This is a genomic window from Pseudomonas putida (assembly GCF_028682175.1).
GTDB lineage: Bacteria > Pseudomonadota > Gammaproteobacteria > Pseudomonadales > Pseudomonadaceae > Aquipseudomonas > Aquipseudomonas putida_AD.
This window is the reverse complement of sequence record NZ_JANHKS010000003.1, coordinates 64,466-78,337: the sequence shown is the minus strand read 5'-3', so window position 1 is coordinate 78,337 and position 13,872 is coordinate 64,466. Positions and strand designations below refer to the sequence as shown.

The window sequence follows — 13,872 nt, the reverse complement described above, 5'->3', positions numbered from 1 at the left end:
GATCCATCCGTTCACGCTGCACCCCCTTGAGGAACGGTGCGCCATCGCGCAGGTTCCGATGAGTTGTGTCGGGCAGGCCCTGATTCTTGTTTTTGGGCCTGCCGCTACATCCGGTCGCTTCGTTCAGCCATCGCGCCTAGGGCGCTGCGGCAGGTTCTGGATCATTGGTCACACGCAGGATGCCCCACAGTCCCGACACGTTGCCGAAGCCGGCGTAGTCGCGGAACAGGTAGTCACCCGGTACGGCATTGGCGCCCCCGGCACTGGGGAACATCAGGCTGAAATGCGCCGCTGGCAGCAGGCTTTCCTGGGCGCCGATGTACATCGACATCGGGTTGTAGGCGAAGCGCACCGAACCCACGCCCGACGGCCCCATGGGGTAGCCACCGGCATCGGATTTCTCGGGCTGGAACGGGTGCATCGGCCAGACGTGCCCGTCGAGCTGGAAGGTGGTTCCGCGGCTGCCACCACCCGGCACGGTCAGGTGGGTACGGAACGGTTGCCCCGGTTTGGCATATAGCACCGGCGTCTGCGGATCGCCACCCACCAGGGCGTTGCTGTAGGCCATGTGCGCGTTGGGCACATCGGCAAAGCCCTGGCCGTCGGCGTGCCCGAACGGTGCGTCCGGCGCCTTGCCGAAGCGATACCACAAAGGCTCTGAGCGGTAGTTCATGGCCATGCCGGAGTTGTCCTGCGGGTCGGCCGGCACGCCATTGCCTTCGGCGGCCAGGTTCTCCACGGGACGTCCGTTGGCCCAGCGCATGTTCAGCGACTTCTGCATCACCAGCATGAAGTCCCGATAGGCGGTCTGCCCGGTCACGGTGACCGTGGCGTTGGCCCGCGACCTGCTGTCTTCGGTCCAGGTCGCGCCCAGCGGCATCACGGTCATGGCACCGGCCAGGCCTTTCTGCGGCTGCTTGATCATGTCCGCCGAGGTCAGGTTGAAACCGCCGAACTCGATGGGCGTGGTGTTGATGTTGTCCACCGCCCGGCCCAGTTGCGAGACCGGCTTGCCTTCACGTTCAAGGTGGCCCGCGTAGTACTGATAGGCGCGAGTCGGCCAGGCGCCTGAGCTACCGGCACGCGGGGCAACGGTCTGCACGGGGTTCAGGCCCACGTTCCAGCCGTCGGATTTGCTGATGTCATAGGCCAGCAACTGGGTGTGCATGCCCACGTGGCTGGATGGCCGGATCAGGTTGTTGTTGAAGGTGGTCGAGCCCTGGGCACCGTTGCGGTCGCGCTTGACGGTACCGGCCATCACGGCGTAGTTCGGCAGGTCAGGCATGGCCGCAGGCAGGCGGTTTTCCAGGGTCACGTTGATGCAGTCGCCAGCGGCGGCGCGCAGCATGAGTGGCTCGATCGGCACCCCGGCCTTGAGTTTGCCGGTGACCGGATCAAGGTCGGCCTTGCGCACGTACAGGATTGCGGTCGGGTCATGCAGCGGTCCGGATTGCCCGCCCAAGGTCAGGGTCAGGCCGGTTTCCTCGTCCACCACGGTGGCCTGAGGAATGGTCACCGCACGCTTGTTGTACACCAGCGTGCCGCCCGCCGGATTGAGCGGCGCACCCACGTGCTGGCCCTGCCCTGCCGCATCGCCAATGGTCAGGTTCAGCGGGTTGCCGAGGATATCGTTGGCCAGGGCCACCACCACCTCGAAGTTGCGCTGCACCGTCGGCCGGGTGCCGACGCCATTGATATTGGCGGTGTAGCGCGGACAGATGCCGTCGAAGGCCACGGTGTTGCGCGCGATCACCGGTTTGGGGTTGTTGGGCAGCGCGAACAGATCGTTCCGTTGCGAGCCGTAGTTGCGCATGATCCCCCAGATACCGTTCCAGTAGCCTTCAAGCGACGCGTCCATTGAGTACAGGTAGTCGCCGGTGTCACTGGCCGCACTGGAGAGGGTGGTGATCGGCGCGTTGAAGCCCATCTGCTCGGAGATGCCCACCATCTGCGAGGACTTCCACCCCGAATTGGAGCTGTTGCCGAAGCCGGTGCCCGATTGCAGCCACTTCACGCCGTGCAGGGTCACGTTGTGTTCTTCCTCATGGCCGCCGGCATGCAGGCGCAGACGCACGTTGTCGCCGGTGTAGGTACGCAGCATCGGGGTGAAGGGGTCGCCCGGCATGTCGCCGCCACGGTTGATGTGCGGCGGGAACTGGGTCACGCCGCCGGTGGGCCCGGTGGCCGAGGTGATCGCGCTCGGTGCCAGGTTCAGCGCCGGGATGGCACGGTCGGTACGGGTTTGCAGCGCATAGGCCAGGTCGCCCGCAAGCCCTGCGGCCTGCATTCCCGGTTTGCCGTCGGGCGCGGTGCGGTTCGGGTCGTAGACGCGAAGGCCGACCGGCTCATGGCGGTAGTTGACGACGAAGATGCCCGGGTCATCCACCGAGATCGCTTGCGGGCAAGGCCGCAGCGGGCAACCTTCCAGCTCGCCACTGCCGGCTTCGAGCACCGAATCGAGCAGGTTCGACGCCGCCTTGCGCCCCGGCGGATTGATGGCGTAGCGGAAGCTGTTGACACTGGCCGGATAGGCACGGCCGTTCGGCACGCCGTTGGGCCCAGCCCCGATGTAGACGCCTGCCTCGTAGGCGTGCACGAAGTCGCTGTACTCCATGAAGAACTCACGGTAGCTGTCGTTCTTGCCGTCGCCGTCCAGGTCACCGGTGTTGATGACCGCCTGCCACGAAGTCGGGCCGCCGTCCTGCCGTGCGCCGCTGTACAGCTGTTCGCCGGTTTCGGAGTGGAACCAGGTGGAACCGGCCGGCTCAGCCAGCACGGTGGCGTACAGGCCCAGTTGCTGGTGGGTCGATGGGCCCAGGTGGTCGTGGGTAAAGATGGTGCCCAGGCCACGGTCCACGCCACGGGTGTTGATGACCGGGTCGGCGAACCAGCGCTGCATGGCCGTGCGCGCGCCCATCCAGTCGGCGCGGCCGAACTGGCCGAAGTACGGGTGGGATTTGGCTTTCGGACACGCCTGAGTGCCGTCGCGAGGGTCGGCCTCCGAGCACTGGTTGAACAGGCGAATGGCGTGAATGCGCTCCACCACCGTGGCGGGCGAAAGCAGGCCGTCTTCGTAGTTCCAGCCGTTGGCCGAACCGTCGGCAGCGGTCAGGTCCCATTTTGGCAGGTGGATGTGCTGGCCGATGACGTCGGTCGGCGTGCGCACCTGGTAGTCGTCCAGCTCGTAGACGTTGGGAATCAGGTTGGTCTGCTGATACATCACGCAGTCAAAGGTGTTCATGCGCATGACCAGCGGCTCTGGCGGGCGCTGCTTGTTGACCACCGGCCACACGTCTTCCCACAGCGCCAGGATGCGCGCCTGGGGGAAGTGATAGCCGACCTTGTTATAGACCGCATCGAACTGCAGGTTGGCGGCCTTGTAGACCCGTGGCTTGTCGGCGGTGTACTGGGATGAGCCGGTGAACGACATGCTGTTCAGGGTTTCGCCGCTGTTGAACATCCCCGCGCCGGCCATGCTGGTCAGGCGCTTGCCCTGGTCGTCCATGCACGGCTCATAGAATGGCGCACCGGCCACCGGCAACGCGCCGTTGGTGCGGAAGGCCTTGGCCACGAACTGCTTGCCGGGGAGCAACGCAAAGCTTGGGTGATCGGCCTTGGCGTGGAAGCGCATGGCCGCCTGTTCGACGTCGGTGCCCTCTTCCGGCATGAAGACGGCCTTGGCCTTATGCACGATCTTGGACAGGTCGGTGGCCGTGGTTACCACCTCGGCTTCGCCGCCCGCCGCGACGCCGTCCAGCGCATGGCGCGGCAGACCGCCGTCCCAGCCACCGGATTGCAGCGGGTCGAGGTTGGCCCACAGGGCATTGCCGCTGTTGCGCAAGGCCGTGGCCTTGGCCGCATCGAGCATGTCCAGAGGCGGCGTCGGCGGACGCTGGCCGACGGTGCTCTCCATGCCACCGATCCAGAACGGATAGCCGGGGTTCTTCAGCGAACCGTCCGCGTTGCGGTTGGCTTCGCTGCGGTCCACCAGCACCACCGAGCCTATGACTTTCTGCCCGCCCTCATGCCCGGCGTCGTCATCGTCATCGTCGTCATCATTGGCTGCCACCAGCTCGCCCAGCTTGGGCACCACGGCAACCTTGCCAGGCATCGGCGCCATGGCCTTGCCCGGCAGCGGCACGATGGCCGGAATTGGTGTGCCCGCAACGATTTCACCGTCCGGCAAAGCGCGGGCACCCGCCGCCGGTTTACCGCTGCGCAAGGCAAACGGAGTGGTGTGGAACCCGTCGTTGCTGGCCTGAGACACCTCAAGCCGGGTCCCTTCCTCGAATACGTCATGCACCCGCCACATGGTCCACATGCCCTGGGCGAAGTGCGGATAGAAGTGGCAGTGATAGATGGCATCGCCCGACACCCGGTTGCGGTTGCCCGAACCGCCGTTGGCGATTTCATAGGTGTAGCCGACACCCGGCCCGATGCCCTGGGCGTCCATGTAGTCGGAGTTGTCGTCATTGGGGTTGAACAGCCACTGGTGTCCATGCAGGTGGAAGATGTGCTGTTCCTTGCCGTTGTGGGTGTTGCGGATCTTGACCAGGTCACCGATGTAGCTGTGGTTGACGTTGGAGGGCTCCGATGGATACAGCGCCATGCTGGCCTTGATTCCGGTGGCGTCCCTGGGCGGCACCTGGCCCGGCAGGATCTGCTCCAGACCGACGTTGGCCGGCACGTCCACCAGCATGCCGATATCGCCCACGGTGTGGGAGCTGAGGAAGAACTCTTCATAGGCGCAGGACAGGCAGTCGTGCATCGGCCCCACGCCCAGCCGGTTGGCGATCACTTCGGCACCGATACCGCCCGAGCCGTAGTTGATCATGAAGGCGTCGCGGGTCGGCTCCAGCATGTGGCCAAAGACCGGGTCGGCGAAGTAACCGGGGAAGGCCTGGGTGACCGCCGATTCGTCGTTGAACACCGCGGCGAAATCGCGGAACGGCTCCAGCCGGTTGGGATAGGCCGGGTTGCGCTTGCCGATGCTTTCCAGGGGATAGGTCGAGGGCGGGAAGCTGCCGTCGGTGTTCGGGCCCATCACCAGGGCGTCGGTTTCGCTGTTGACGATCTCGTTGCCGTTGATCATGTTGATGATCGGCTTGCCTGCCTTGCCTTCGGTGATCCACGGCTGGCGCTGCGGGTAGCGCGCCTCGTAATCGACGATGGGCTGGCCGGTGGGTGCGCGGCCGACGCTGGCCAGGCGCATCTCTTCTTCATTGAGCACATTGCGATAGGACCGCGCGCCCTTGGGCAACACCACGACCTGGGCAAAAAGCCCGTTGGCCATGTTGCCGGAGGTGCCTTCGCCGCCGAAGGTCGCTGCCTGGCTGTTGGCGTTGAACGCCCCTTCGCGCTCGGCATACAGGGTGTAGGAACGGGTGCCGCCCGGCGCGACCAGGAAGTTGCCGTTGCGCCCGACGTTGGAAGACATGTCGGCGATGCTGTTGACCGCCTGCATGCCGTTGACCGAGAAGCCCACGAAACGCTCGGACACCTGGTCGTTGACCACGAATTCGGCCGGCATCCCGCTGCCCGCATGGGGCGCTTCGTTCTCATCCTCACCCTCGGCGCCTTCCGGCTCTTCGGGGACGAAGCCATCGCTGTTGGGGTTGGCCTGGGGGGCCAGCAGGTTTTGCAGGGTGATGGTCAGGCAATCTCCGGCCGCTACGCGCAATACCATCGGCCGCGGACGCTTGTCCGGCCGCAACGTCACCTTGCCCGGCACCGCGACGCCACCCTGGGTCAGCAGCACGTTGTTCTCGTCCACCACGTCGCCGCGCAGGGCGTAGATCATGCCGTTGGCATTCTGCGCACCGAGGCGGTTGTACATCAGAGGCTGATCCAGGGCCACGACATTGGCCACCAGATTACGCTCGCAGCGCACGGCTGCCTCGACGGTGTCCTCGACGGCAAACAGCGCGCCGGCAGACAGGATGAAGTTGAGCAAGCGGGATGAGTTGAGCCGGTTCATCGTGACGGGTCCTCCGTAACGGATCGGGTACAAAACTGCACTTGGAGAGCTCTGAGCAACGACCGTGCCACAACTGCGAGCCAATGAAATCAAGCACTTGACTGCGTATTTCGTTCAATTTCTGGGGAATGACCAGCGTTCAACAGACCCATTCCCCGGAAGTGGGGGCAACCCCCAGCGTCGTTTGTCGTCCCTCATCGCACCCCGGTCCTGTGGGAGCGGGCTTGCCCGCGAAGGCTGCATGCCTGTCAAAACACATGTACCGGATGTACCGACCTCTTCGCGGGCGAGCCCGCTCCCACAGGATTTGGTGCTGCATGGACTGCGTATGCATCCCGGCTCAATTCGCCAGCGCCGTGCCGGCATCGCCCAGCAACCGGTGGTAATCACGCAATACACTGGGCACGTAGCGCTGGGTTTCGGCGAACGGCGGGATGACGTTGCCGCGTTTGCTCACCGCCGCAGGGCCTGCGTTGTAGGCCGCCACGGCCAGGGACACGTCGTTGCCGAACATCACCATCAGCTGCTTGAGGTATTTGGCGCCGCCCTGGATGTTCGAGCCCGGATCCCAGACGTTGGTCACGCCCATCTCCCGCGCCGTGTCCGGCATCAGTTGCATCAGCCCGGCAGCGCCCTTCACCGAGACTGCCGAGGGGTTGTAGCCGGACTCCATGCGAATCACCGCGTGGAGCAACGCCTCAGGCAAATCGTTGCTGGCCGCCGCCTGGGAAACCTCCTGGGCATAGGGCCGCTGGCTGGCCGTCATGCTCTTTTCATCGCTGCCGTCGGCGGCGGCCACGTCATTGGCAATCGGCGCCTGGATGCCCTGGCCGGCATACACAGGCTCGTGAAAGACCCGCTGCACGTCACGGCCGGGGCGTTTGACGTTGGAAATAATGAACCCGCCATTGGGGCTCTTGGAGATGTACACGTCGGCCTGGGCGGGTGCCACTACCAACAACGGCGCTATCAACAACGGCGTGCACATCGTCAGCATCACGCCTCTGAACCTACGCTCAAGATCCATCGTGCCTCCCGGGGCACGTTCGCTAAAACTGGGGGTTATTCCCCACTCGCGGTGCCACGGCAGGGCTGAACGCAAAGGCTGTGCCGAACTGCCATCACCCGGCAAATGCCCGGTCCAGCAGGCCCGCGAAAAAAGCTCAAGGCCGGGGCTGTCAGCGCGCACGGCAATTGCATGACCCTCACAGACAACCCAGTCTGCGGAGGTTTCCATGGGGAATTTCACCCGTTGTGCGCAGTACCAAAGTCCACTGTCCAAAGGTCATCGCCAGGCCGGCTTCACCCTCCTCGAATTGCTCGTGGTGCTGGTGGTGCTCGGACTGCTGGCCGGCATCGTGGCCCCCAAATACTTCAGTCAGCTGGGTCGCTCCCAAACCAAAGTGGCCAGAGCACAGATCGAAGGGCTGTCCAAGGCCCTGGACCTGTATCGGCTGGAAGTCGGCCACTACCCTTCTTCCGAACAGGGCTTGCAGGCGCTGGTCGCCGCGCCGCCCGAGGAAACCCGCTGGACCGGGCCTTACCTGCAAAAAGCCGTGCCCCAGGATCCGTGGGGCCGCAACTACATCTACCGCTACCCCGGCGAAAACAGCGAATACGACCTGCTGTCGATGGGCAAGGACGGGCAGCCCGGTGGCGAGGGCGAAGACGCTGAAGTCACCAACTGGCAGTGACGACCATGAAATATCTGATCAAGGCCGTGGGTAAGCGCGGCGAAGTCTTGTCTCTGGCGATGGATGCGGACAGCTCTGTCGATGCGCAGGGTCTGGTGGAAGCTCAGGGGATGCACGTGCTCAATGTACGCGCCGAATCGCGCTGGGTGATCCGCGGCATTCGCAAACCGGAAACCTTCAATCTGGTGCTGTTCAGCCAGGAACTGACCACCCTGCTCAACGCAGGCCTGCCGTTGATCGACGCGCTGGAAAGCCTGGCGGAAAAAGAAACCGCTCCCGGAGCACGCAAGACCCTTGGCGGGCTGGTTCGGCTGCTCTATGAAGGCAAATCCTTCTCCCAGGCGCTGACCCAGTTTCCGGCGGTGTTCCCCACCCTATATGTGGCGCTGGTGCAATCGAGCGAGAAGACCGGCGCAGTCGGCGAAGCCCTGGGGCGCTACGTGGCCTACCGCAAACGCATGGACGAAGTACGCCAGCGCATCGTCAGCGCATCGGTCTACCCGATGCTGCTGTTGATCGTCGGCGGCGCGGTGGTGCTGTTCCTGATGGGGTACGTGGTGCCGCGCTTCAGCCTGGTGTTCGAGGGGCTGGGCTCGAACCTGCCGTGGCTGTCGCGCATCCTGATGGAAACCGGGATGTTCCTGCATGCCCACCAGATGGACTTCGCCATCGGTATGGCGGCATTCGTGCTGGGTTCGGTGATGCTGGTGCGCCAGCGCAGGTTTCGCCTGGCCTTCAACCGCACGATAGAAAAGGTGCCCACCGTGCATCAGCGGGTGTTCATGTACGAGCTGGCGCGCTTCTATCGTTCACTGGGGATTCTGCTGCAAGGCGGGATTCCTATCCTCACGGCCATGGGCATGGTGCGCAACCTTTTGGGCAGCGCGTCGCAGATGCGGCTCGACCAGGCCAGCGAACGCATTCGCGAAGGCCAGGCGCTGTCGGTGGCGCTGGAGGCGAACAACCTCTCGACGCCGGTATCGCTGCGCATGCTGCGCGCCGGTGAACAGTCGGGCAACCTGGGCCAGATGATGGAACGCACCGCCGACTTCTACGACGAGGAAATCAGCCGCTGGATCGAATGGTTCGTGCGCCTGTTCGAGCCGTTGTTGATGACCTTCATCGGATTGCTGATCGGGATGATCGTGATCCTGATGTACATCCCGATCTTCGAACTGGCGTCAAGTATTCATTGAGGCTTGGCGGTGGGTGCTCGCGAGATTTGTGATCCGCCCCCTATCCCGTAGCAGCACGGCTTGCCGGCGGGGGCGTCCTCAAGCCTGCTGTTATGCCGGTGAATGAATCACTAATGAGCCCGCCGCACCCGCACGGGAACGGATTTATACGACGGCGTGCCGCTGTCCTTGTCCAGGTAATCCAGCGGCACCAGGCTGTTCGCCTCGGGGTAATACGCGCCGATGGTGCCCTGGGCGATCTTGAACTCGATCGCGGTGATCCTTTCGTAGCGCAACGGCGTACCGTCGGACACCGTTTCGATGTCCACCAGATCCCCGTGCTCAAGCCCTCTGGCGTCAAGGTCCGCCTGGCTCATGAACAGCACATCGCGACGCCCGAACACCCCGCGATAGCGGTCATCCAGGCCGTAGATCGTGGTGTTGTACTGGTCATGACTGCGCAACGTGACCAGCCGCAGAACATCGTCGCCCTCCACCACCAGATCTTCGTGCAACCCCTCGAAGACGTAGAACTCGGCCTTGCCCGAGGGCGTATTCCAGGTGCGATCAACCGCCGGCAGCGGCATGCGGAAACCGCCGGGTACCCGAATGCGGGCGTTGAAATCCTCGAAGCCCGGTATCGTCTTCTCGATCAGATCGCGAATCTTGTCGTAATCGGCTACCAGCTCAAACCAGGGCACCGTGCTGCCAGGCAGGGTCGCGTGGGCGATGCCAGCGACGATGGCAGGCTCCGAGCGCAGAAACTCCGACGCCGGTTTGAGCTTGCCCGCCGACGCGTGAATCATCGACATCGAGTCCTCCACCGTCACCGATTGCGGCACGCCTTGCTGCACGTCCAGCTCGGTGCGGCCCAGACACGGAAGAATGAAGGTTTCCTTCGATACCAACAGGTGCGAGCGGTTGAGCTTGGTGCCGATGTGCACCCCAAGGTCCAGCGAGGCCATGGCCGGGAAACACTGAGCGGGGTCCGGCATCGCCACCGCGAAATTGCCGCCCAGACAGATCAGCGCCCTGGCCGTGCCATCGATCATCGCCTGAGCCGTCTGCACCGCGTCATGGCCATGACCGGCCGGGGGCTTGAAGCCCAGCACTTGTTCAAGTTTGGCGAGAAAGGCGGCAGACGGTTTTTCAGTGATGCCCACCGTGCGGTTACCCTGCACGTTGGAGTGGCCGCGCAGCGGGCAGATACCCGCGCCCGGTTTGCCGATGTTGCCGCGCAGCATCAACAGGTCGCAGATCAGGCGAACGTTGGCCGTCCCCTCGTTGTGCTGGGTGATGCCCATGCCGTAGGCCAGGATCGTCGCGTTGGATTTGGCATAGGCGGCGGCGACCATTTCCAGGTCTGCCTGGTGCAGCCCGCTGGCCTTTTCGATGTCAGCCCACGCCGTCGCTTCAAGGTCAGCGGCCATGGCCTCGAAGCCATTGGTGTGCTCGGCGATGAAGGCATAATCCAGCACCTGACCGACGTTTTTCTCCAGCTCCAGCAGTGCCTTCATGATGCCCTTGATCGCCGCTGCGTCACCGCCGCCCTTGACCATGAAGTAAGACGAGGCGATGGGCGTCGAGCCGAAGGTGGCCATCTCGATCATGTCCTGGGGGTCGGCAAAGCGTTCCAGCGCCCGCTCGCGCAGCGGGTTGAAGACCATGATCGGCACCTTGCGCCGGGCCGCTTCGTGCAACGTGCCCATCATGCGCGGGTGGTTGGTGCCGGGGTTGTGCCCCATCGAGATGATCAGTTCGCACTTGTCGAAGTCTTCCAGGGACACCGTGCCCTTGCCGATGCCGATCGAACGCGGCAGGCCGACGCTGGTGGCTTCGTGGCACATGTTGGAACAGTCGGGAAAGTTGTTGGTCCCGTAGGCGCGAACGAACAATTGATACAAATACGCCGCTTCATTGGAAGCGCGTCCGGAGGTGTAAAACTCCACGTCATCGGGTTTTAACGAGCGCAGTATTTCGCCAATTCGGGCGAAGGCTGCCTCCCATTCAATGGCTTTGAAAGTGTCTGAAGTGCGGTCATACACCAGAGGGTGGGTCAGCCTGCCCAGATCCTCAAGTTCATAGTCCGAACGCTTCAACAGATCCGCCACCGGGTGCGCCGCGAAGTACTCCGGCGTCACCCGTTTATGAGTGGCTTCCCAGGTCACCGCCTTGGCGCCGTTCTCACAGAACTGAAAGGTCGACTTGTGTTCGCTGTCAGGCCAGGCGCAACCGGGGCAATCGAAGCCGTCCGGCTGGTTGGTGCGCAGCAGGGTGACCGGCGCCTTGAACGCATCCATCTGCTCTCGCACCGCTGTGGCCGTGGCCTTCAGGGCACCCCACCCGCCTGCGGGGCCGTCGTAGTCGCGTATTCCGGGGACTTTGCGTTTGGTCGCCATGATCGTTCCTCACCGGGTCGAGGTGCACCTTGATGCAGAGGTTTTACGCTAGCAGTGCGCCCTTCCCTGTCAAGACAACCGTCGCCGGGCGGCAATCGCACAATGACTGTTCGCGCCATTTTCTGAGGCCATAAAAAAACGCGCCACGACGAATCGTGGCGCGTTTCTTTCAAGGCCGGCTCAACCCATCAACAGCACTTGGGTCCCGCCTTGCCGCCGTACCGGGCGTCCTGGCGTTCGCGGAAGAACACCTCGTAGGACATCACCGGCTGGTCGGGGTGAGTCTTTTGCATGTGCTCGACGTAGTTGTCGTAGTCAGGCATGCCCACCATCAGGCGGGCGGCCTGCCCGAGGTATTTGCCGAGGCGACTCAGGTCATTGAACATCAGTTGGCTTCCGGCATGGCCTGGAATGGCGATTCCTTGTCACTGCGCTCTTTCTTGACCCATGCCGCGCGGCCGACTTTCACCGCGTAGAACAGGATGCTCAGGACCACGAACAGGAACAGGCCGGTCAACGCCGCGTTGGTGTAGGCGTTGAAGATCACGTGCTGCATCTGCTCGACGGTCTTGGCCGGGGCCAGGATCTGGCCGGCGTCGGCGGCAGTGCTGTACTTCTTCGCCAGGGCCAGGAAACCGACGGCCGGGCTTGGGTCGAACAGCTTGATGAAGCCTGCGGTCACGGTGCAGATCAGCAGCCAGGAGGCCGGCAGAATGGTGACCCAGACGTATTGCTGGCGCTTCATCTTGATCAGCACAACGGTCGCCAGCATCAGCGCGATACCCGCCAGCATCTGGTTGGAGATACCGAACAGCGGCCACAGCGTGTTGATGCCGCCCAGCGGATCGATCACGCCTTGGTACAGCAGGTAGCCCCACAGCGCCACGCAACCACCGGTGCCAATCACGTTGGCGGTCCAGGATTCGGTGCGTTTGAGGGCCGGCACGAAGCTGCCCAGCAGGTCTTGCAGCATGAAGCGACCGGCACGGGTACCGGCGTCAACCGCAGTCAGAATGAACAGCGCTTCGAACAGGATCGCGAAGTGGTACCAGAACGCCATGGTGTTCTGGCCCGGCAGCACCTGGTGCAAGATCTGCGCGATACCTACAGCCAGGGTCGGTGCACCACCGGCACGGGCCAGGATGGTGTTCTCGCCGATGTCCTTGGCGGTAGCGACCAGGGTGTCAGGGCTGATGGTGAAACCCCAGCTGCTGATGGTCTGAGCCACGGCAACCACGTCGCCGCCGACCACAGCCGCAGGGCTGTTCATGGCGAAGTAGACGCCCGGATCGATGACCGAAGCCGCAACCATGGCCATGATTGCCACGAAGGATTCCATCAGCATGCCGCCGTAACCGATGTAACGAGCGTTCTTCTCGTTATCCAGCAGTTTCGGGGTGGTGCCCGACGCGATCAGCGAGTGGAAACCCGACACCGCGCCGCAGGCGATGGTGATGAACAGGAACGGGAAGAGTGCGCCTTTCCAGACGGGACCGGTGCCATCGGTGAACTGGGTCAGGGCCGGCATTTTCAGCTCGGGCGCCAGAATCAGGATGCCGATCGCCAGGGCGACGATGGTGCCGATTTTCAGGAAGGTCGACAGGTAGTCACGTGGCGCCAGCAGCAGCCAGACCGGCAGCATGGCGGCAACGAAGCCGTAACCCACCAGCATCCAGGTGATCTGCACGCCTGTGAAGGTGAACACGTGGGCCCACTCAGGGCTCGCGGCAACCTGGCCACCGGCCCAGATCGACAGCAGCAACAGCACGACGCCGATGATGGAGATTTCACCGATGCGGCCCGGACGCACATAGCGCATGTACACGCCCATGAACATCGCAATCGGGATAGTCGCCAGCACCGTGAACATGCCCCATGGGCTTTCGGCCAGGGCCTTGACCACGATCAGCGCCAGCACCGCGAGGATGATGATCATGATCAGGAAGCAGCCGAACAGGGCGATGGTGCCCGGTACGCGGCCCATTTCCTCGCGAACCATGTCGCCCAGGGAACGGCCGTTACGGCGGGTCGACAGGAACAGGATCATGAAGTCCTGTACCGCACCGGCCAGTACCACACCGGCGATCAGCCAGAGGGTGCCGGGCAGGTAGCCCATTTGCGCGGCGAGCACGGGACCGACCAGGGGACCGGCGCCGGCGATGGCGGCGAAGTGGTGGCCGAACAGGATGTGTTTGTTGGTAGGAACGTAGTCCAGGCCGTCATTGTTGATCACCGCAGGGGTGGCCCGGGTCGGGTCCAGCTGCATGACGTGATTGGCGATGAACAGGCTGTAGTAGCGGTACGCAACCAGATAGATCGCAACGGCTGCGACGACGATCCAGAGTGCGTTGATGGCCTCACCGCGGCGCAGCGCGACGACACCCAAGGCGCATGCCCCGAGGGCAGCGACGGCGAACCAACCCAGATGTTTGGTCAGTCGGGTCATTGTGGGTCTCCTGCCCAAGCTCATGGCTTGTGGCGTAATTGTTATTGTGTGATCCGGGGTAACGGAGCGTCGCCACTATCCACGCGTCTGTCAGCAAGAGAAATTCGCATTACTACGTTGCCGACTGCGTAGTACTACGTAGATATCGATGACGTAGCAGCACGGCTTGCCGGCGGGGCGT

Annotated in this window: 7 protein-coding genes; 2 read left to right on the top strand and 5 right to left on the bottom strand. The window is 63.5% G+C overall.

The genetic code is table 11. From position 1 onward, the window contains the following. Positions 1-136 precede the first annotated feature (136 nt). The gene (gene mnxG / locus NPS29_RS03290) at positions 137-5,977 is read right to left on the bottom strand and encodes a manganese-oxidizing multicopper oxidase MnxG (RefSeq protein WP_274130691.1); all 5,841 of its coding nucleotides are present in this window, start codon (positions 5,975-5,977) and stop codon (positions 137-139) included. A gap of 340 nt (positions 5,978-6,317) precedes the next feature. Then, positions 6,318-6,974: a lytic transglycosylase domain-containing protein gene (locus NPS29_RS03285; protein ID WP_274130886.1), complete on the bottom strand. Its 657-nt coding sequence runs from the start codon at positions 6,972-6,974 to the stop codon at positions 6,318-6,320. Positions 6,975-7,212: 238 nt separating this feature from the next. Here NPS29_RS03285 and gspG point away from each other — a divergent pair, with 238 nt between their 5' ends. Then, on the top strand, positions 7,213-7,671 hold the full coding sequence (gspG, locus tag NPS29_RS03280) for a type II secretion system major pseudopilin GspG (protein ID WP_274130690.1): 459 nt from the start codon (positions 7,213-7,215) through the stop codon (positions 7,669-7,671). 5 nt (positions 7,672-7,676) lie between these two features. Continuing rightward, entirely contained in the window at positions 7,677-8,867 is a 1,191-nt protein-coding gene (locus tag NPS29_RS03275) for a type II secretion system F family protein (protein WP_274130689.1), read from the top strand. A 110-nt stretch (positions 8,868-8,977) separates the two neighbouring features. Here NPS29_RS03275 and NPS29_RS03270 read toward each other — a convergent pair whose 3' ends face one another. From NPS29_RS03270 to NPS29_RS03260, 3 genes are all read right to left on the bottom strand, one after another. Beyond that, complete coding sequence (locus NPS29_RS03270; protein ID WP_274130687.1) at positions 8,978-11,245, bottom strand: FdhF/YdeP family oxidoreductase; 2,268 nt, start codon at positions 11,243-11,245, stop codon at positions 8,978-8,980. A gap of 188 nt (positions 11,246-11,433) precedes the next feature. Next, positions 11,434-11,631, bottom strand: a complete 198-nt coding sequence (locus NPS29_RS03265) for a YbdD/YjiX family protein (RefSeq protein ID WP_166598714.1) — start codon at positions 11,629-11,631, stop codon at positions 11,434-11,436. Further along, complete coding sequence (locus NPS29_RS03260) at positions 11,631-13,691, bottom strand: carbon starvation CstA family protein (protein WP_274130684.1); 2,061 nt, start codon at positions 13,689-13,691, stop codon at positions 11,631-11,633. Before NPS29_RS03260 ends, NPS29_RS03265 begins: the two co-directional genes overlap by 1 nt. Between the last annotated feature and the right edge of the window lie 181 nt (positions 13,692-13,872).

Excerpts from the sequence above, each read along its gene's own strand:
- mnxG (WP_274130691.1), bottom strand. The coding sequence starts at position 5,977 with ATGAACCGGCTCAACTCATCCCGCTTGCTCAACTTCATCCTGTCTGCC.
- NPS29_RS03285 (WP_274130886.1), bottom strand. The coding sequence starts at position 6,974 with ATGCTGACGATGTGCACGCCGTTGTTGATAGCGCCGTTGTTGGTAGTG.
- gspG (WP_274130690.1), top strand. The coding sequence starts at position 7,213 with ATGGGGAATTTCACCCGTTGTGCGCAGTACCAAAGTCCACTGTCCAAA.
- NPS29_RS03275 (WP_274130689.1), top strand. The coding sequence starts at position 7,677 with ATGAAATATCTGATCAAGGCCGTGGGTAAGCGCGGCGAAGTCTTGTCT.
- NPS29_RS03270 (WP_274130687.1), bottom strand. The coding sequence starts at position 11,245 with ATGGCGACCAAACGCAAAGTCCCCGGAATACGCGACTACGACGGCCCC.
- NPS29_RS03265 (WP_166598714.1), bottom strand. The coding sequence starts at position 11,631 with ATGTTCAATGACCTGAGTCGCCTCGGCAAATACCTCGGGCAGGCCGCC.
- NPS29_RS03260 (WP_274130684.1), bottom strand. The coding sequence starts at position 13,691 with ATGACCCGACTGACCAAACATCTGGGTTGGTTCGCCGTCGCTGCCCTC.